16 protein-coding genes and 1 pseudogene are annotated in these 19,827 nt (G+C 57.1%); 4 read left to right on the top strand and 13 right to left on the bottom strand.

Annotated elements, in window-relative coordinates:
• Nucleotides 1-591 (top strand): EamA family transporter (locus WA943_RS12890; RefSeq protein ID WP_424470287.1); only part of this gene is annotated, 591 nt, incomplete at its 5' end.
• A 32-nt stretch (nt 592-623) separates the two neighbouring features.
• Here WA943_RS12890 and WA943_RS12895 read toward each other — a convergent pair.
• The gene (locus WA943_RS12895; protein WP_424470288.1) at nt 624-1,025 is read right to left on the bottom strand and encodes a MerR family transcriptional regulator; all 402 of its coding nucleotides are present in this window, start codon (nt 1,023-1,025) and stop codon (nt 624-626) included.
• Nucleotides 1,026-1,091: 66 nt separating this feature from the next.
• Between WA943_RS12895 and WA943_RS12900 the strand changes: the two genes are divergently transcribed.
• Nucleotides 1,092-3,218: a heavy metal translocating P-type ATPase gene (locus tag WA943_RS12900; protein WP_424470289.1), complete on the top strand. Its 2,127-nt coding sequence runs from the start codon at nt 1,092-1,094 to the stop codon at nt 3,216-3,218.
• A gap of 155 nt (nt 3,219-3,373) precedes the next feature.
• Here WA943_RS12900 and WA943_RS12905 read toward each other — a convergent pair whose 3' ends face one another.
• The 7 genes from WA943_RS12905 to WA943_RS12935 form a co-directional block, all read right to left on the bottom strand.
• A complete protein-coding gene (locus WA943_RS12905) occupies nt 3,374-6,499 on the bottom strand; it encodes an efflux RND transporter permease subunit (RefSeq protein WP_424470290.1) in 3,126 nt (1,041 codons plus the stop codon).
• Nucleotides 6,496-6,831, bottom strand: a complete 336-nt coding sequence (locus tag WA943_RS12910; RefSeq protein ID WP_424470291.1) for a P-II family nitrogen regulator — start codon at nt 6,829-6,831, stop codon at nt 6,496-6,498. The genes WA943_RS12905 and WA943_RS12910 overlap by 4 nt, the downstream gene beginning before the upstream one ends.
• A 2-nt stretch (nt 6,832-6,833) precedes the next feature.
• Nucleotides 6,834-7,820, bottom strand: coding sequence for an efflux RND transporter periplasmic adaptor subunit (locus WA943_RS12915; RefSeq protein ID WP_424470292.1), 987 nt, complete (start codon nt 7,818-7,820; stop codon nt 6,834-6,836).
• Nucleotides 7,817-9,073 carry a TolC family protein gene (locus WA943_RS12920; protein ID WP_424470293.1) on the bottom strand — a complete coding sequence of 419 codons (1,257 nt, stop codon included), beginning with the start codon at nt 9,071-9,073 and terminating at the stop codon, nt 7,817-7,819. The genes WA943_RS12915 and WA943_RS12920 overlap by 4 nt, the downstream gene beginning before the upstream one ends.
• 1,165 nt (nt 9,074-10,238) lie before the next feature.
• Nucleotides 10,239-10,550 carry a hypothetical protein gene (locus tag WA943_RS12925; RefSeq protein WP_424470294.1) on the bottom strand — a complete coding sequence of 104 codons (312 nt, stop codon included), beginning with the start codon at nt 10,548-10,550 and terminating at the stop codon, nt 10,239-10,241.
• Nucleotides 10,551-10,807: 257 nt separating this feature from the next.
• The gene (locus WA943_RS12930) at nt 10,808-11,017 is read right to left on the bottom strand and encodes a hypothetical protein (RefSeq protein ID WP_424470295.1); all 210 of its coding nucleotides are present in this window, start codon (nt 11,015-11,017) and stop codon (nt 10,808-10,810) included.
• 164 nt (nt 11,018-11,181) lie between these two features.
• Nucleotides 11,182-12,675, bottom strand: a complete 1,494-nt coding sequence (locus tag WA943_RS12935; RefSeq protein ID WP_424470296.1) for a hypothetical protein — start codon at nt 12,673-12,675, stop codon at nt 11,182-11,184.
• A gap of 223 nt (nt 12,676-12,898) precedes the next feature.
• Between WA943_RS12935 and WA943_RS12940 the strand changes: the two are divergent.
• Both WA943_RS12940 and WA943_RS12945 read left to right on the top strand, forming a co-directional pair.
• A pseudogene (locus WA943_RS12940) lies at nt 12,899-13,086 on the top strand (IS5/IS1182 family transposase); the annotation flags it as partial.
• Between the two features lie 608 nt (nt 13,087-13,694).
• Nucleotides 13,695-14,036: a hypothetical protein gene (locus tag WA943_RS12945; protein WP_424470297.1), complete on the top strand. Its 342-nt coding sequence runs from the start codon at nt 13,695-13,697 to the stop codon at nt 14,034-14,036.
• A 19-nt stretch (nt 14,037-14,055) separates the two neighbouring features.
• On the opposite strand, the gene WA943_RS12950 is transcribed toward WA943_RS12945, so the two are convergent.
• The 5 genes from WA943_RS12950 to WA943_RS12970 are packed head-to-tail and all read right to left on the bottom strand — an operon-like array spanning nt 14,056 to nt 19,740.
• Entirely contained in the window at nt 14,056-14,865 is an 810-nt protein-coding gene (locus WA943_RS12950; RefSeq protein WP_424470298.1) for an MBL fold metallo-hydrolase, read from the bottom strand.
• Nucleotides 14,862-15,668 (bottom strand): TatD family hydrolase, encoded by an 807-nt coding sequence (locus tag WA943_RS12955; protein WP_424470299.1) that lies wholly within the window; start codon nt 15,666-15,668, stop codon nt 14,862-14,864. The genes WA943_RS12950 and WA943_RS12955 overlap by 4 nt, the downstream gene beginning before the upstream one ends.
• Nucleotides 15,665-17,242 (bottom strand): methionine--tRNA ligase, encoded by a 1,578-nt coding sequence (gene metG / locus WA943_RS12960; protein ID WP_424470300.1) that lies wholly within the window; start codon nt 17,240-17,242, stop codon nt 15,665-15,667. The genes WA943_RS12955 and metG overlap by 4 nt, the downstream gene beginning before the upstream one ends.
• Nucleotides 17,243-17,273: 31 nt before the next feature.
• On the bottom strand, nt 17,274-18,386 hold the full coding sequence (locus tag WA943_RS12965; RefSeq protein ID WP_424470301.1) for a DNA polymerase III subunit delta': 1,113 nt from the start codon (nt 18,384-18,386) through the stop codon (nt 17,274-17,276).
• Nucleotides 18,387-18,435: 49 nt separating this feature from the next.
• Nucleotides 18,436-19,740, bottom strand: a complete 1,305-nt coding sequence (locus WA943_RS12970) for a M23 family metallopeptidase (RefSeq protein WP_424470302.1) — start codon at nt 19,738-19,740, stop codon at nt 18,436-18,438.
• Between the last annotated feature and the right edge of the window lie 87 nt (nt 19,741-19,827).

Here is a 19,827-nt window from a genome sequence, read left to right on the forward strand (position 1 = left end):
GGAGCCTGCTTATGCTGGGGGATCGACAATAATCTGACGCGCAAACTCTCTTCGGCGGATCCGGTGCAGATTGCGATGATCAAAGGTTTAGTTGCTGGCACAATCAATTTGCTGATTGCTACCATCAACGGCGCGCATCTTCCGTCCGTTGGCATTTTACTCGCCGTTGGGGTCGTGGGATTCTTTGGATACGGGGTTAGTCTTGCCTTGTTCGTCCTCGGCCTGCGTCATCTCGGTACGGCGCGAACGGGAGCCTACTTCTCCCTCGCACCATTTGTCGGAGCCGTATTGGCCGTGCTCATGTTGGGTGAACCGCTATCGGCAACGTTGCTGATCGCAGGTTGCTTGATGGGGCTGGGGATATGGCTGCACCTGTCTGAGCGACATGATCACGAGCATGTGCATAGAGAGATAGAGCATGAGCATCGGCACAGCCATGACGCACATCATCAGCATCAGCACAGGCCTGATATGACACCCGGCGAACCACACACTCATCGGCACCGGCACGCGCCGCTGGTTCATCGGCATCCGCACTATCCCGACCTTCACCATCGGCATGATCATGCACAGAGAGATACCACGCGATAGGTGTCGGGTTCCCGTAGCTAAACCCGGCGGGCTCAGGGCGACAGCGATTCAATAATTCTGCATTGAGCAATCGTGCCGCATTGGCATTGCGTGATCATACTGTCGAGCTCACGTCGTAAGGCGTGAAGGTCTGCGATTTTTCGATTCACCTCCACCAGATGCTCTTTGGCGATGGCGTCAACGGCTTTGCATGACCGATCACGTTCATCGGCAAGGTTCAGCAACGCGCGCACCTGATCAAGAGAAAAACCAAGGTCGCGCGATCTCCGGACGAAGCTGAGCCGATTCAGATCCGCCGGCCCGTAGGCACGGTAATTGCCCTTCGTTCGCGCCGGTGCTGTGAGGAGCCCAATCCGCTCATAGTAGCGGATCGTCTCGACCTTGGTGGCCGTCCTTCGTGCGAGTTCGCCGATAGCTAGATAATCCTCAATCACGGCTTGACCCTCTAGTTACTACAGGGTGCATATGGGTAGTCACATCAAATTTGTCGAGGTGACACTATGGCGGTCGCTAGCCCTTTAAGGCTCCGGATTGAAGGCATGGATTGCGGCGCATGTGCCGTGAAGATCGAAAATGCCATGCGACGCCTACCGGGCGTCGCTCACATCGAAGCGAGCTACGGCCAAGGATCGCTTTCCCTTACCTTCGACGAAGACCGCATCTCCAGAGACATGATAGAGGCCAAGATCAAGGCGCTTGGCTACACCCCCGTCGCTTCGAGGAAAGCCGGGTCGAATCTTCGTGAGCAGGATGCGGCGGAAGGTGCCTGGTGGTCTTCACGCAAAGCACGGCTGACCATCGGCGCTGGCGCCCTGTTGGCGCTCGCTTACGGCGTTTCCCATGTCGAGCCGACCTGGTCCCATTGGGCCTATATCGCTGCGGCGATGATTGCTTTTATCCCGATCAGCCGACGAGCACTGACCGGAGCGATTTCGGGCACGCCGTTCAGCATCGAGATGCTGATGTCCATCGCCGCAATCGGAGCGGTACTCATCGGTGACGCCGGAGAGGCCGCCGTGGTCCTGTTTCTCTTCACCGTGGGTGAACTACTGGAAGGCATTGCCGCCGGTCGAGCACGCGCCGGCATCAAGGCATTGATTGATCTCATACCACGCACAGCGCTCCGCAAAAACGGCTCCGAGATCGAGACGGTATCTGTCGAAGCGCTTGCCATAGGCGACGTTGTAATAGTCCGGCCCGGCGACCGTGTTCCCTCCGACGGTGAGGTCGTGGAAGGGGTATCGGAGGTCAACGAGGCGCCCGTAACAGGCGAGTCCGTCCCCGTCATCAAGGAAATCGGTTCGACCGTCTACGCGGGCAGCATCAATGCCAACGCGGAGTTGCGCGTGGAGATCACCCGCACGATTGCCGACAACACGATCTCTCGCATCATCAACATGGTCGAGGAAGCTCAAGGCTCGAAGGCGCCAACGGCACGTTTCATTGACAACTTCAGCCGCTGGTACACGCCGGCTGCAATGGTTGTGTCCGGACTCGTGATCCTTATTCCTCCGTTGATATTTGGTGCCGATTGGTTCACCTGGATTTATCGAGGGCTGGCGGTGCTGCTGATCGCCTGTCCCTGTGCGCTCATTATTTCCACTCCTGCCGCTATCGCTTCGGGGCTAGCGAGTGGTGCCCGTCGCGGTCTCCTCATCAAGGGTGGTGCTGCGCTGGAGACACTCGGCAAGGTGAAGATGATCGCCTTTGACAAGACCGGCACGCTCACCGTGGGGCACCCCCAAATCACTGATGTCATCGAGATCGAAGGCAGCGAGGACGATGTGCTTGCGAAGGCAGCGGCTGTTGAACGTAGTTCCAGTCACCCGCTTGGTGCAGCTATCGTCATGGAGGCCGAGAGGCGTGGTCTGGATATTCCAAAAATCTTTGGTGGCAGCGTCGCCATCCCCGGCAAGGCCGTCACGGGCCGTCTGAAATCCGGCTTCGTCTCGGTGGGATCGCCAAATCATGCGACCGAGCAGAGCGGCATGTCCAAGGAACTCCGAGACCGGATATCCGCATTGGAAAGCGCAGGAAAGACAGTCGTCGTTCTCAGCGAAGACAAGAGACTGCTCGGTTTGATCGCATTACGTGACGAACCACGCCCAGATGCCAAGGAGGGGCTTGCCAGACTTCATGCCTTGGGAGTGCGCACCGTCATGCTGTCAGGTGACAATGCACGCACAGCCTCCGCCATTGGCAATGTCCTTGAATTGGAAACCAGGGCCGAACTCATGCCCGATTCCAAGCTCCAAGCCATATCTGTTTACAAAGCCGAGGGCCCAATCGCCATGGTTGGCGATGGCATAAACGATGCGCCCGCTCTTGCAGCGTCCTCGGTCGGTATCGCTATGGGTGGTGGCACGGATGTAGCTCTGGAAACCGCCGACGCAGCACTCCTGAACAACCGGGTAACCGGGGTCGCCGAATTGGTTGTTCTGGCGCGCGCTACTCTCACCAATATCTGGCAGAACATTGCGCTCGCGTTAGGGCTCAAGGGTGTCTTTCTCATCACGACCTTGATGGGCACAACTCCCCTTTGGATGGCAATCCTAGCTGATACGGGCGCAACTGTGCTGGTCACCGCAAATGCACTGAGGCTTCTTCGGTTTGGAACAAAAATATAAACTACGCCGGCAGGACCCGAGAGTGGCGATGTACTCGCGGTAGGGCATCGCTAGATTTGAAAATCACCCGCGATGCAGAAAGAGAAAGCCCGATCTGCGGCAGGTATGGAATCAATCTCTCAACTCCATATCCGAACCCGCAGATCGGGTTTGTTTTATCTCGCGGTTGCTTCTGCCCTTTTATTACGATGAGCCAAGCGGTAAAGCGCGGGCAACACAAAGAGCGAAAGCAGCGTCGCCGATATGATACCGCCGATTACGACCGTCGCGAGTGGTCGCTGCACTTCTGCTCCGGTACCGACATTGAGCGCCATTGGCAAGAAGCCCAATGAAGCAACAAGGCCGATCATCAGGATTGGTCGTAATCGCGTCATCGCTCCCTGCACAATCGCATCCTCAATTGCGAGCCCATCGCGCAGCAGGTCACGAATATAAGACACCATTACTACGCCAGTGAGAACCGAGACGCCGCACAGGGTAATGAAACCGACACCCGCCGTGATCGAGAGAGGGATATCACGTATCCACAAGGCTAAAATCCCTCCGGTCAGCGCAAGCGGGACACCCGAGAAAACAATCAAGGCGTCTTTCAGAGACCCAAAGGTCACGACCAGAAGTCCGAGAATTAGCAGCAAAGACAACGGAACAAGCACTCCAAGTCTTTTCGTAGCGGAAGCAAGCTGTTCGAAGGTGCCTCCATATTCCACATAGTAACCGGGCGGCAACGTCACTTGCTGCTCGATCTGCAAGCGGGTATCCGCCACAAATCCCGCCAGGTCTCGTCCTCGAACGTTGGCCATTACGACGATGAAGCGCTTTCCGTTCTCACGAGATATTTGATTGGGCCCTTCGGTAGAACGAATGTCTACCAATTCACCCAATGGAACATACCCTCCACCCGAACGGGCTAAAGGTAGCCGCTTGAGCGTTTCCGGATCCGTGCGCAGATGTTCAGGCAGCCGAACCTCAAGCGGATATCGTGCGTCGCCTTCATAGATAAACCCGGTCTCTCTGCCGCCTAATGCGGCCGAGACAGTGTCCTGAACGTCCGCAACGGTGAAGCCATAACGAGCAAGTTGAATGCGACGGGGTTCAATTGTCAGGAGTGGTAAACCGGACACCTGCTCTGTCTTTACGTCCGCGGCCCCGGCAATTCCAGAAATTGCATCCTGAGCTGAGGCAGCCAATCGCATCAGCTCATCCAGATCATCACCGAAAATTTTTACAGCCACGTCGCTACGGACGCCGGAAATCAATTCGTTGAAGCGCAACTGAATTGGCTGACTAAAGCCATACACAGTTCCTGGCACCGTTTGCGCCGCGGCTTCGATTTCACTCACAAGCTGGGCTTTCGTTTTTCTAGGATCGGGCCACTGATCATGCGGCTTGAGCATCACGTAGGTATCAGACCGGCCGGGAGGCATGAGATCGGTTGCCACCTCCGCGGTGCCATTGCGCGCAAAAACAGTTTCAATTTCTGGCAGCGCTAGCAGCGTGCGATTGAGATGAAGCTGCATCTTAACCGCCTGCTCAATTCCGGTGCTGACGGGGCGAATGGTTTCGATTGCCACGTCACCCTCATCAAGATTGGGGATGAACTCCGCCCCCATTCTCGTTGCCATGAACCCGCAGACAAAAACCAGGACAACGGCAGAAGCCACGACGGCAATGCGATGATCAATTACGCGAAGCAAAAGCGGTGCGTAGAGGCGCTTTGCTGCCGAAACGATAAAATTGTCCTTTTCTTGAATGTGTCCCGTCAGAAGCAAAGCACAGGCGGCGGGAACAAAGGTAACAGAGAAAATCAACGCACCGATAAGAGCAGCCACCACGGCGAATGCCATCGGGTGAAACATTTTTCCCTCGACGCCGCTGAGCGCGAATATCGGCAGGTTCACCAAAATGATGACGACTACGCTAACGAGGCTTGGGCGAAACACCTCGCGTGTTGCGTTGAACACCACTTCGAAACGCTCGCTACGTTCCAAGAGCCGTCCGTGTTTTTTCTGGTTTTGAGCTAAACGGAATATACAGTTTTCGACGATGATCAGGGCGCCATCCACGATCAAGCCGAAGTCCAGGGCTCCCAGACTCATAAGATTGCCGCTGACACCGCCTTGAACCATGCCCGTGAAAGTCGCCAGCAATGACAACGGGATGACCATGGCGGTCAGCAATGCCGCCCTCAGATTACCAAGGAAGATGAAGAGCACGACGATAACAAGAATCGCGCCTTCGACGAGATTCTTCTGCACGGTGGCAATCGTCTTGTTGACGAGTACGGTTCGGTCATAGACCGGTGTTGCCTCAACTCCGGCTGGCAATCGCTTATTGATTTCCAATAGACGCTCGGCAACGCTTTCGCTAACGATGCGGCTGTTCTCGCCGATCAGCATCATTGCGGTACCTAGTACGGTTTCCTCACCGTCTTTGGTCGCCGCGCCGGTACGGAGTTCTTTACCAATCCCAACTGATGCAACGTCTGCGACAGTGATGGGAATGCTGTCTCGGGTCGCGACCACGGTCTGGCGGATAGCTTCTTCATCGGCAAGCTGACCGGGGACGCGAACAAGATACTGCTCACCGTTGCGTTCGATATAACCCGCACCGACGTTGAGATTGTTCGCCTCCAATGCGGCAATCAACTCCGCCAAAGTCACATTGAAAGCAAGGAGCCGCTTCGGGTCCAGAGCAACCTGGTACTGCTTGGCATAACCGCCGATGGAATTGACCTCGGAAACGCCCGGCACCTGACGAAGTTGAGGCCGAACAATCCAATCCTGGATAGCGCGGAGATCGGTGGAGGTGTAGGCCGTGCCATCGGGTTTGCGGGCATCTGGCTTTGCGTTGATGGCGTAGAGATAAATCTCACCCAGCCCAGTCGATACTGGGCCCATCTCAGGTTCAACGCCGCTCGGCAGTTGACCTTTGACCCCCTGCAAACGCTCATTGACGAGTTGGCGCGTAAAATAAACGTCCGCACCGTCGTGGAAAACGATCGTAACCTGAGAAAGGCCATAGGCTGACGTTGAGCGCGTATAGTCCATGTCCGGAAGGCCGGCCATGGCGGTTTCCACCAGAAACGTCACGCGCTGCTCGACCTCAAGCGGTGAATATCCGGGCGCTTGCGTATTGATTTGAACTTGAACGTTGGTGATGTCGGGAACCGCATCGATCGGCAATTGCTGATACTGATAGATTCCGAATATGAAAAACCCAAGGGTCGCAACCATCACAAGCCATCGATTTTGGATGGCGGAATTAATGATTTTGTCGATCATGCTTCACCGCCCGACTGTCTGATGCGAGTGACATGCGAGACCTCGGACATCGAAAGTAATCCGTCACCCTTGTTTCCGGTATGCGCAGATTGCGCAATCGTCGTCGCGATGAGCGTTGCGTCGCTTTTGTCGCAGAGGACAATCAATGCGACGCGTTTGTGGTAGAGAAGACCATCACTTGGCTCGTAGACATATTCTCCTCCTACGCCGCGTCCGTGGCCTTGGCCGTGCGCGTCCAGTAGTGTGAACCCGGGGAATTTCGGCAACCCGTGCAACGCGGCGACTACCTTGCTGACCTTGTGAGGTTGGATAAATGCTTCGATGCGCACCATGATCATTCCTCCTCCCCTTCGCCTTTGAGCAGATCAGCTTTGATCAGGTAACTATTGGTGGAGACATACGTGTCGCCGACTTCTAGTCCTCCCAAAATCTCCACGGCATCGGCAGATCGTTTCCCTATCTCGACCTCACGCGCTTGGAATCCGCCTTCACTTTCGAGAAACACGACGATCTTCCCGTCGAGACTCTGGATTGCAGCGGGAACGACGGATTTTGATGCACGCGTATCATCGACAACGATATCTGCCGTCACAAATTGGCCCGGAATCCATTTATGATCCGTATTGTTTAAGACAGCGCGAGCCACGACGCTCTGACTGTCGGCATGCCCCACCGGAGCGACGTAAGCGATCTCAGTTTCGGCAAGTGCGTCTCCGTTGGCGTCGGTCAACACCACTGGCATACCTGACCTCACCTCGCCGAGGTCATTGGCAAAAACCGCCACTTCTATCCAGACCGTAGTGAGGTCGGCAATCTGCATCAGGACAGTATCGACGCTGACTGTCGCTCCCGGATTGACTGCGCGTTCGAGAACTGTGCCGTCTAGCGCAGCGACGATGGTATAAACACGAAGGCTTTCACTGGACTCGATCGTCAGCAAGGTCTCACCGCGCTTCACCGCATCTCCGGGACGTTTTTCAACAGATTTAACAGTGCCAGGATAGCGAGCGCGGATTGCTTGCTCACGTTCACCGTTCGGTTTGATCGAACCATAAAGTGTCAGTACTTTGCGGACGTTGGCGGGCCCAACCGTGGATGTTTTGATATCCGCCGCCTTGGCCGATTCCGGACTGATAGCGGCGATTGCCGGGCCGGTCTCGGCCTGCGGCGCGCCGCCCGCCTCCTCAGATGTTTTTTCGTCCGAGCACGCTGCAACAAACAGTAGGGCGACACCCGACAAGCCCAAGACGGCCAAACGCCTAGCGTTCTTTGCATGGGATTTGAGTTCGACAGTTCGGCTAAATGAATTGCGATGCGTCATGGACGATACCCCTCGCCTTTATCCGTTATGGCAGATCGTCCGGTCAGCCGGTCGATCGTGATTTGGTTTTCATGAAGTGTTTGCAAGGCACCGACCAATCGCTCTCGCAAGGCGTTCAAACCGCGAGAAGCATCGGCTATCTCCAGATATGAAAAAGCGCCTCGCTCATAGCCTGATCTTGCAAGTTCCAGAGCTTGCGTGGCTTGCGGTATGGCGTCCGCGCGTAGTGCCTCTATTTCTGCGCGAGCACTGTCGTGGCCAGCAACGGCGGAGGCTAATTTGAGATTGATGTCGCGTCGTGCTGCGACTTCTTCGAGGTCAGCCTGAAGTCGCTCTGATTGAGCCCGCTCAATATTGTTTCTGTTGGAATCGTAAACCGGAAAGGGAATTGAAAGCCCAACGATGAATGCCGTTTCACTACCGCTCGCAAAGCGCCTTATGCCGGCGCTGATCTCGGGATCGGGAATAGCTCGAGCTTTTTCAAGTGCGATGTTTGCAGTCGCGCGGGATTTCAATGCGTTGTACTGAGCCAGGTCTGGATAGCCCTGATCAACCGGCAGTGCATCTGCATCAAATGATGGCTTTTCGAAAAATGCTTGGTCTAGGACGAAACCATCGTCCACTCCGTTCCAAAGCGTGGAAAGTTGAATCCGAGAAAGTTTGACTGCACGTTCCGCCTGCATCAGATCGACCGCAACTTCTGCTGCACTCGCTCGTGCTTGGCTCTCGACCATGGAAGAGTCTCGGCCTTGTCGTGAACGCTGTCGGACCGTTCGGTTCATCTCCGATATGAAACTCGCACGCTCCTGAACCACCTTCAGTTTCGTTTCACTTGCTAATGCCAGGATATAGGCGTGGCGCACGGTCTGGACGGTTTCCAGCCGCTGTGTGGCGAGCCGGGCATTCGCCAATTTTAGATCGCCGCTAGCAACGGCTTCACGCGCGCTGCGGTCGCCGCCGACCTCAATCATCTGGCCATAGCTCAGCGTATATTCTGCGCTGCGCAGGCCTGAGACGGATCCTGTTCCGCCAAAATTCTCAGCCGTTATTCCAATAGTTGGATTAGGAAGTTGGCCTGCCTGCTTGAGGCTAGCCAGTGACGCAGACGTGCCTGCTTCTGACGCTTTGACGGTCGGATCAGAAGCAAGTGCAAGGTCAATTGCCTGATCAAGCGTGATGAGGCTGGCCGCTTGAGCAGCAAGCGGCACGAAGAGGGGCGTGGCGAGAGCCACTACCCAGAGAATACGGAGCATGATTTTACCCTGAAATTAGGCATTCGTTGGAACTGACGCAGACGTCAGTTCGGCGAAATCGCTAATTTCAGGCGGAAGGCGGTTTGAGAATTGGCGCAGGTTCAGAACCGAGCCACGCGGCGCTAGGGGCGAGGCGACGCCCCAACAAGCATGAGTCAGGCGCGAGCCGGGAAGCCATGGCAGCACCCAACCACTGGTGAGCATGACAGCAAGCATGCTCAACACGCTCGCTATCTATCGCCCCCGGCCCTTCGCTTCTGTTTTTGTCTTCACTCGCGTGGCCGTCCAATAACGCGACAACGGCAACAGTGCTATCGGCGGCTTTGGTCGGAAGGCTAGACGCAGCCGCGACGCCGTTGACCAGCACCGCGATTAAAGTAGCCATAACTATGAAACTGCGCCGGAGCATCAAGTCTATACCAACTGGCTAAACGCCATTCCCAGGGCAAATAGGGCTATGAACCTTAAGCCTTCTATGCCTTGCCTCGGAACTGTGCAACCGAAATTCCCCAATCCGCCACTTCGGACAGCACGGGCAAACCCAGGCTTAAACGCGCTCGATCTGAATGACGTGATGCATACTAAACCGCTATCGAGGCGCTGTGATCGACTGGTGGGTAAAGTCTCCACACGGAACTTCTTCCCTATACGGGGCAAATTGCATACCCGGGCGACCGCCTTGTGGTTCGCCAAAACGAATTGCGTTATAGCGCGGCGTATCCGGTCATCGGGCGCGGACGCGCTCAAATCGCCGAATGCGAAGACCCGATGTCGGAAGCGGGCGTCCCCTGCACCGCCCATCGAACACTGGTCGATCAGCTCGCAATTCTCAGTTGAAAGAACGTGGCTCGTTTCAGGAGCTGCACGACCAAGCCTTTTAGGCAGTTTGGCGCCCGCGCAACTCTAGTTCTCCGATCATTACGGCGCGGACTTTTCGTCGGTCGCATAAATTTGACCGATTGAGGATGATGCCGATCCTCCATATCCAATAAAAGAACGAGAAGCTAAAACCATTGCAATCCAATGAGTTAGCTATCGTTGTTGATTTATTTGGGGACTCGCCGTCGGGTCGATAATTGATTCATTTTCCACTCAACGGAAAACCAATGGATTCAACTTCCATGCGAATAGACGCATTTTCTAGGCGACAGCAGCTCCAGCAGTTTCAATAACTTACAGGCCGACCGGATTCACTTTCTAGGCGATCCGTCAGTGGTGGAGCAATATAGGCTTGGAGGAGCCATGGCGCCTGATACTGGACCAGCATCCCGCCGAGCGGGCTTTCCATGCCCGCTATGGCGGCGATCTGATCGAGGCAGCGGTTTAGATGTCCCCGCAGCAGCTCCAAGGCATCAAAATAGGATTGCCGCACATCCTCCGGCCTGCGGAAACTGCTGAGCGTGCTGTGCTGAGGCAACTCGTCGCCATGCTTCAACAACTGCTCATAGGTCAGGAACTGTCGGATGCCTTCGCGCATCACGTCGGTCAGGAGATAGAGCGGCCCGTCCTGCGCGGCTTGACCGCAAAGCTCACGAACGGAAGCGTAATGGTTACATCACCCAGCCGACCGCTCAGGCTCCGCCGGGCCTTGGCCAATAGGCTCGATACATCAATCTGGAATGGAATGGTCCCGCTACGCATGATTGGATTTTAGCGTGTAACGGAAAATACGCGAACACAATTTACGAGTGAGCAAAGATGCCTTCCGGCACTTCTGGTTCGGCCCGCGCAGCATTATCCACCGACCCGGTGAAACGCTCGCGCCACCTCGCTCACCAATTCTTCGTCGGCGAGCAGTTCCAAACCCTGAAGTTCGAGCTTTATCGCCTCGAACTGCGCATAGGTCGCCTCTCCGACCAACGCGGCATCGGCAAGCGCATCATACTTTTCCACAAGCCGGATGATCTGCGCGACATACTCCGCTGTCTCCTCCGGGGTCATCATTGCCGGTCCCGTCCTGACAAATATTTCCCTGCGCTGCCTGACGTTATCAGCGACGGCCTGTAAGGACTTCGCCCATTTCTTCCACTTTGCCAGTTCAGCCGCGATGCACGACGCGGCGTCTTCGATCCATCGCCACGATCGGCCCCTTGTTATGCAGCTACTCTTTACACTTGCGCCGCTTTGCGTGAAGCCAAGTGCGCGTCTACGTCGTGGCGACGCAGAGCCTTCTTGGCTTGCGCGAGCGTTACTTTGTCGGAGAACAGCAGAGCATCTAACTGGTCCTGCCAACGGATAACACGATGCGATTCCATATGTGCGATCAACTCGTCGAAGCGTTCGCCTTTTGGCAAAGGTGGGGCACCCGCGACAAAGGCGTCGCACACGATGAACGTCTCCTTTTCCGCTTCAACGTTGGCTATACACAACACGGCAATAAGTGCCTCCAAGCCATCTGGCGAATCTTGATGCTGAGGCATGGCATCTATCCATGCGCCTACTACCTCGGTCGAATAAGAGGTCAGCAGGAAGCACGTATCTTGGACGTGTGCAGCCATCGCCTTCGACGCACCGTGGTGCACCGACTCGATGATCATGCGCCGAAAACCATGAGCATAGGCACTTTCGATAGAAGGGAGGATAGGCAAGCCCTCGAAATGCGGCGACGGAGATGTGTCGTCCTTCCCATAGCCGCTGCGGAAAGTTGGCTGGATGCGAACGGCTGGTCCCGCGTGCTCGGTCAGAGGCAACACGGCTTCCAGCAACGCATTGCGCGGCTTATCGCTCGGCGTGATACCGAGCACGATGATTCCATAAGAACGCTTTGCCACCGCCTGCCGGAGCGCGTTGTCAAGCACCTGCGGCAAGCGCTGGTTCGTCGTGAAGTGCTGTGCGACCGGCGGTGTCAACCGCCGTTGGACGAACGGCTGCACCACTTGGAGGTCGCCTGATTCAGTGACCACGCCAAGCACGTCAACGGGCTCGCTGTCGAGACCTTCATCGTCAGGCCGCAACAGTAGGTCGATGTCGCTGTGCATATTCTCGGGCAGCGGCGTCTTCACCAAGACGGCGAAGCGAAGCGAGGAAGAATAGGCCAAATTGGCAGCCACGTTCAGACGGTCCTTGTTGTCGCCCCAAGATTCCTGCGTCAACGGTAGTGGACCGACCACCACTAGGGTACCGCTGGGCAGTCGATCCATGCCGTGCGAGAACAAGCCGTGCTCACCCAAGTCGATAGCAGCATCCGAAGAACGACCGGCATCCTCTGCGTAAAGCAGCGCGCCATTAGTAGCAGCTTCGTACTTGGCGATAGCCGCGTCGATCGCCTCCTGCGAAGTCGTCACGTATACGCCAGGGACCGGACCATCAGGCCAGACATTCAAGGCGTTGGCGACGATGGGCTCCAACGCCTGATGCAGTTCATCAATCGGCAGGATCAGCGAATGCAGTTTCCCGATGCGTTTTGTAAGCCGATCAGCAGAGTGGCTGTCCCACTGCGCAGTAGATACTTGCGCAGGGAAGGCGTTGACTTCAGGCCAGTTGCGCAGGCCGGGAATGGCTGCGATCAAATCGAGCGTCTGGCCGTGCTTGAGAGTGAGGTTGTAGCGTTCGAGGTATGCGCGCAAGCGCTCCGCGAACACCTTGAGCTTCTGGGTGTCCATCTTGATCTCCATCGGGCGTCGAACCGGTGCACGCTTTGCGGGCCGCCCAAAGGATCAAACATGGATTGGGTTAGGCTCTGAAATGCTCCATCTTCGTCGTACCCCGAAGGGCGCGTGCGGCAGGTGATGGCAACCGTTCCAAACGATACCATGTGATGTTGCCATCGCCAATCATTGCGTGCCGCCGGGTTCGCGGGTTGCCGCCACACCCGCCTACGAGCGTTCCCGGCATCGCCGCAAGAAGGTCGAGATGCTCTTGCGCACCTCAAACGCATTCTCCAGATGGCGCGTTTGAGGCTGCGAGGTCCATGTGCACGAGATGAGTTCCTACTTGCAGCAACCGCCCAGAACCTGAGGAGGCTGGCGAAACTCAGACCGCCAACGCCAACACACGGCGTCATTGCCGCATAAAGCGGCTAGAAAGGACACCCTGCACAAAAGTGCGGGGCAGATAATGGATCCTCTTCGCCGAGAACCGCAGAAATAGCCTGATGTATAATTAATTGGTCGAGTTTTTCAACGGTATCGGCGTAAAGCGGCCGTTGAGGCCGACCATGAGTTTCGTCCCTCCTCCAGGCTCCACGCCACCTTTGAAGGGCTATCGTGGCGACGGCGGGATATATAACTCGGGCTCCTCTTCGCGGTGGCTGCTTATTTGCGCCTCGAAAATCGCAACAGGCATAGCAGGCACATCTAAAACAGCTGAAAAAAATTGTTGCTTTTAGCCGCTTGCTTGATGCAACAGGAGATTAAATCTATGAGCAACAACGTGAAGTCGTTTTATTGCGCTCAAACCCCTGTTAAGTGAGCCTTCGGCTTACACTTAACAGGGGTTTGATCACCTTAAAAAATAACAACAACATTGATAACGCAACAATTTGGAAATTATTATATGGCCATTCGGCCTTTGTCGAGGCTCCGCACGGTTCCACTGCGCCATTAGTCGTAATCCGATTGAGAGCGAACTTTCGGTTATGCGCAGTTCATAATTGACGCGGCAGAGATTGGAGGATGCTCAAATGAAGCCGAAGCATATTCTTGTCGTTGGTGCTGCCGTGGCTGCGCTCGCAATGCCTGCGCTTGCGGCTGAAGGCGGCTCGATGTCTGACGCGATGTCAGGCGCTATGGATGATGGAGCGATGAGTACCGGCATGGGCGGCGGTGGCGGCGGCCGTGGTGGCGCTGCCGTGTCCACGTTTGATCTGCAGCATCAGCTCAGCGAAAAAGGCTATACGGAGATCAAGGCCATCGGCGGTCCGGGCACGACGCGTTTTCGTGCAAACAATCCCGATGGCAAGAAAGTCGAGGTCACCGTGAACGCAAATACCGGCGACGTAATTGACGAAAAGCCGCTCGAATAGCGTCTCTGTTGCGATGCGTTCAGCGCTCGAATTCGATCGTCATGCCGTCATAGGCAGGCTCGACATTTACCGGCAGTTCGGATGAAAGCCGGCGATAATCAAGATCGACGTGCAGATTGGTGAGCACGCCTTTTCTGGGCTTTACGCGCGCAATCCATTCCAGTGCGAGATCAACATGTGCATGTGTCGGATGCGGCGCGTAGCGCAGCGCATCGAGGATCCAGATTTCAATGCCGTCGATGATAGAGAAGCTTTCCTCGGGCAGCGCAACCAGATCGCTTGAGTAAGCGAGAGGCCCGAAGCGGAAGCCGAGCGAGCGGATGCCGCCATGGTCCTGGTCGAAGGGAATTGCCTCTATTGTGCCCCCTGCTCCTTCAACCCGGATCGGCTCACCCATTTTCTCGATGCGATGCTCGTTGAGGATCGCCGGGTAGCCAGAGCCCGGCAATTGCTCGAAGCAATAACCAAAGCGCGACGTCAGGGTTTCCGCAGTCGGGGCGTCCATCCAGACGTCGACGCGCCGCCGGCCATTAAGCGCGACCATGCGCAAATCGTCGATGCCGTGGCTCTGGTCGGCATGATCATGCGTGTAGAGAACACCGTCGATCCATTGCACGTTTGCATCGATCAATTGATCGCGCATGTCGGGCGATGTATCGACGAGGATGGTGGTTTTCTTCAACGGGTCCTGATCCCATTGCTCGACGAGCAAGGAGCAGCGGCGACGGCGATTGCGCGGTTCGTTTGGATCGCATGCACCCCAATGTCCGCCAATGCGCGGAACGCCGCCGGATGATCCAGATCCCAATATTGTTGCGCGTAACTTCATGAGCCGAACACGGCCTCGCGCGGCACGCGGCTGAAGAGCCGGAGGAAGTTTTCACTCGTTGTGCGTGCAAGCGTATCCGCGCTGACGCCTTTGAGTTCAGCAAGCTTTGCCGCCGTGTGGACGACGAAGGATGGCTCATTGCGCTTGCCGCGTTTTGGAATGGGCGCGAGGTAAGGCGAATCCGTTTCGACCAGCAAGCGATCAAGCGGAATGCCGCGCGCGGTTTCCTGCAACTCTGCGGCGCTCTTGAAGGTCAGAATGCCCGACATCGAAATATAGAAACCGAGATCGAGTGCCTTGGCTGCAAGCGCCGGGCTCGATGTGAAGCAATGCAGAAGACCGGGGAAGGCGCCCTTCCCCATTTCCTGCGTCAGCACCGCGGCCGTGTCTTCGTCCGCATCGCGCGTATGCACGATAAGCGGCAAACCAGTTTCACGAGCGGCGGCGATATGCGCGAGAAAGCAGCGCATTTGTGGCTCTCTCGGGCTGTGCTCGTAATAGTAATCGAGCCCGGTTTCGCCGATGCCGACGACTTTCGGATGCGCTGCAAGCTTGACCAGCGTTGCTGTGTCTGTTTCCGGTTCGCTTGCGGCTTCATGCGGGTGAATGCCGACAGAGCAATAGACATTCGGGAAGCGCTCTGCGATGGCGAGAATTTTGTCGAACTCGCTGACTTTCGTCGAGATCGTCACCATCAAGCCGACGCCCGCTGCTTGCGCACGCGCAACGACATCATCAACTTCGGCGGCAAAGTCTGGAAAGTCGAGATGGCAATGGCTGTCAACGAGAACGGGCAAGCTCACGGGTTTGTAGCCTCCGCATCGACGAGGCGTGGGAAAACGCCCTGAGGAGCCGGGAGCGGCGTTCCAGGTTTCAGCGGCGTGCCGTCGAGATGTTCAAAGCGGCGTTCATCGGCCGGTACGCTGAGCATGTCGAGCAGCTTTGCCGCCGACGTGGGCACAACCGGCTGCAGCAGGATGGCCGCGTAGCGCACGACTTCAATCGTTACATAAAGAACCGTGGCCATACGCGCGGGGTCTGTTTTCTTGAGCGCCCAAGGTTCCTGCGATGCGAAATAGCGGTTCGCGTCGCTTACGACTTCGAAGACGGAGGCGAGATAATTATGAATCTCGAACCGCGTCATCTGTTCACGGACGGTTGAAAGAAGCGATGAAGCCGAGTGGAGAAGCGCCTCGTCTTCCTTGGTGAGCGCGCCATGCAAGGGCACCTGAGCGTCGCAATTCTTGGCAATCATCGACAGCGAGCGCTGCGCGAGGTTTCCAAGATCATTTGCGAGATCTGCGTTGACGCGGTTCACGACAGTTTCGTGGCTATAGGTGCCATCGGCGCCGTAAGGCACTTCGCGGCAAAAGAAATAGCGGATCGGATCGACGCCATAGGTGTCCGTGATGGTGAACGGATCGATGACGTTGCCGACCGACTTCGACATCTTCTCGCCGCGGTTATAGAGAAAGCCGTGGCCGAAAACGCGCTTGGGCAGCGGGATATTGGCGGCCATGAGCATGGCCGGCCAGATGATCGCGTGAAAGCGAACAATGTCCTTGCCGATGATATGCGCATCGGCGGGCCAGTAGCGCTTGAACATCTCGCTGTCGGTATCTGGATAGCCGACTGCGGTGAGATAGTTCGTCAGCGCGTCGAACCAGACATACATGACGTGGCGCGGATCTCCGGGAACGCCGACGCCCCAGTCCAGCTTCGTGCGCGAGCGCGAGATCGAGAGATCGGTCAGGCCGCGTTTGACGAAAGCCATGACCTCGTTGCGGCGCGATGCGGGCTGAATGAAATCGGGATGATCTTCATAGAGCTTCAGGATCTTGTCCTGATAGGCGGAGAGACGGAAAAAATATGTCTCGTCTTCCATCCATTCGACGGGCGTGCCGGTAGGCGCAAGCTTTTCGCCATTCTCGCTAACGGTCAGTTCGTCTTCGCCGTAGAAGGCTTCGTCGCGCACCGAGTACCAGCCCGAATAAGCGCCGAGATAAATATCGGGGCCCTTCTCGCCTTCGTTCTTCGCAATCGATTCCCAAAGATGCTGGCAAGCGCGTTCATGGCGCGGCTCGATGGTGCGGATGAAATCGTCGTTTGAGGCGTTGAGCCGCTCTGCCATGGCGTGAAACTTCGGCGCCATTTCGTCGGCGAGTTCCTGCGCGGTGATGCCCCTCGCCTTCGCGGTTTGCACCATCTTCTGGCCGTGATCGTCAACGCCTGTGAGGAAATGAACGTCGTAGCCGTCGAGGCGCTTGAAACGCGCGATGACGTCCGTCGAGATCAGCTCATAGGCATGGCCGATATGAGGCGCCCCGTTCGGATACGAGATGGCTGTGGTGATGTAAAAAGCCTTGGGGGGCGTCATGTTTTATTGAACCTGTCGAGAAGGGCGCCGGTCAGGCACCGACGCGGGAGCCGGCGGCGCTTTCCAACATTGAAAAAATGTTGAGGATCACAAGCTTGCGATCCGTGTTGAGCGCTTCCGCACGGGCGACCGATTGATTGATCTTTTCCCATACCTCGACCCAGCGATCAAGGCCGCCGGCAGCGGCAAGCCTTGCCATGGTGGCGCTTTCGCCGGATACGAGGTCTGGCTGCGACGCGGCACCCGCGCCTGCCCGCACCAGACGCTGGAGCCAGTCGTTCAGAAGCTCGATGGCTGTTCCATAGGCTTCGTCGGCGCCGCGCCGGGCAACCTTGTCGGCAAAGGCATGCACGCCTTTGACATTGGGCCTGGGCAGAGCCATCAGCAGCGCGACGAGTTCCCTGTAGAGATCGAGGCCGCCGCCGGCTGCAATCGACAGCGCGCGGCCGGGGCTTCCTTCCGCGAGACGCGCGATGGCGATGCGATCTTCCTCGCTTGCCCTGACATCGTTTGCGGCGAGCACCTGCGCGATGCCCGCAGGCGCAAGCGGCCGCAACTTGAGCGTCCGGCAGCGCGAGCGAATCGTCGGCAGCAGCCGTCCCGGCTGGTGGCTAACGAGCAGAAACAGGCCGCGCGCCGGCGGCTCCTCCAAAATTTTGAGGAGCGCGTTTTCTGCATTGGCGTTCATTTCGTCGGCTGCATCGATGATGGCGATGCGCCAGCCTCCTGCCCCCGCGCTCATGCCGAAGAAATTTGCCGTACGCCGCACTTCTTCGACCGGGATGACGGTCTTCAGCCGCTTGGCCTTGTCGTCATAGGGGCGATTGATGACGAGTACGTTTGGATGGCTCTGCGCGGCAACCTGGCGAAAGACGGGGTCGCGCTCATCGACCGACAGGTCGCTCGCTCTGGCGGCCTGCGCAATGTCCGGCATGCCGTGGCGCAGGACAAAGCGCGCGACGCGATAGGCGAGCGTTGCCTTGCCTATGCCTCTGGGGCCCGTGAGCAACCATGCGTGATGCATGCGCCCGGCCATGAAGGCGTCGAATATGGCGCGCTCGGCCTCGTCCTGGCCGATAAGGGTCGATGCCTCACGCGGATGCGGGAAGTCGCCAAGCCGGTCGCTTTCGGGAATCTCGCTCATGACTTCTTTTACATGACGGGCGCCTGGCCGTCATGGTCGCAAAGTCGGCTCAGGGCTGGGTGGTGGCCTGGCTCATCTGGGCCACAAAGGTGCGGAACTTGACGAGCGAGCTGCCGTCGAGGTTCACCTGCAGCATGATGTCGGGACGCAGCGGATCGACCTGCTGATTGTCCACGAGCACTTCGTAATAGAGGTGGTTGCCGGTCGAGAGGCCGGAGCGGCCCACATAGGCGATGACCTGGCCCTTCTTCACTTTCGAGCCTGCATGCAGACCCTTGGCGAAGCCGGACATGTGGCCATAGGTCGTGGCCACGCGCTCATTATGAACGATTTTCAGGAAACGACCGTAGTTTCCGCGCCAGCCGATCGTCTCGATGACGCCATCTTCGGCGGCATAGATCGGCGTGCCTTTGGGCGCGGCAAAATCGACGCCCTTGTGAAATTTGCGAACCTTGAGGACCGGGTGCACGCGCCAGCCCCAGGGCGACGTCATGCGCGCGTCAACGACGGGTGCGCCGAGCTTGAGCGGCGCAACGCCACGTCCGCTTTCTTCCATGAAGGCAACCGTGCCGTCATTCGTCTCGTAGCGATAAACGCGATGCTGTTCGCCAAAGATCGACAGCTCGGCATAGCGCATGACGTGGGATGTGTCCGACTTCGACTTCGCGGTTTCGTAGACGACCGTGAAATTGGTGCCGTTGGACAGTTTGGACGGAACGTCGGGATCATAGGTGAAGGCCGCGACGACGTCTTCGGCGACGCTTGTCGGCACGTTTGCTGCAACGAGGTCGGCCATCAGGCCGTGCTTCACCTTGCCGTTGCGCGTCGTCACGCCGATCGAGACGTTCTCGTTACGCACGATGTTCTTGCCGAGGCGATGGAAGGCGCCATCCGCGCCCGCAACAATCGTGAGATCCTGATTGCGGGCCGTGCGCAGATGCAGCGCGACGAGCATTGCCGGTCTTGCGGTGTCCGTGCTCGCGCGCATCGAAAATTCGACTTCGTCGCCGGCTTTCAGTTTCGATACGTCGAAAAGATCGGCGATCGCTTTCAGTGCGGCAGCGCGCTGATTGGCGGCCACGCCTTCACGGGTCAGGAGGCGATCAAGCGTATCGTTCGTTTGAAGTTTGACTGTCCGGCTCGCGACAACATCGGAATGCACGGACGAGGAATTGAGCATCGCGGCGCTGACATCGTCCTGCCCGCCTGACGGGAGATTGGCCGACGGAATACTCAGTGTGCCAAGCGTATTTGCATGGCCGGATGACGGATTGATCAGAAGCGCAGCGGAAAAACAGAACGTGGCGCCGATAAGCGGCAACAGGTCGAGTTTATTCTTTTGCTGCTGTTTCATGCCCACCGATTCCGATCTTGGAGCGTCCCCCCCGAAGATCGGGTCGCTTCTGGTCAGCTTCTATAGTCGAAGGGCCGGTTCGTGGTC

The sequence above is a fragment of the Parvibaculum sp. genome (assembly GCF_049651025.1).
Taxonomy (GTDB): Bacteria; Pseudomonadota; Alphaproteobacteria; order Parvibaculales; family Parvibaculaceae; genus Parvibaculum.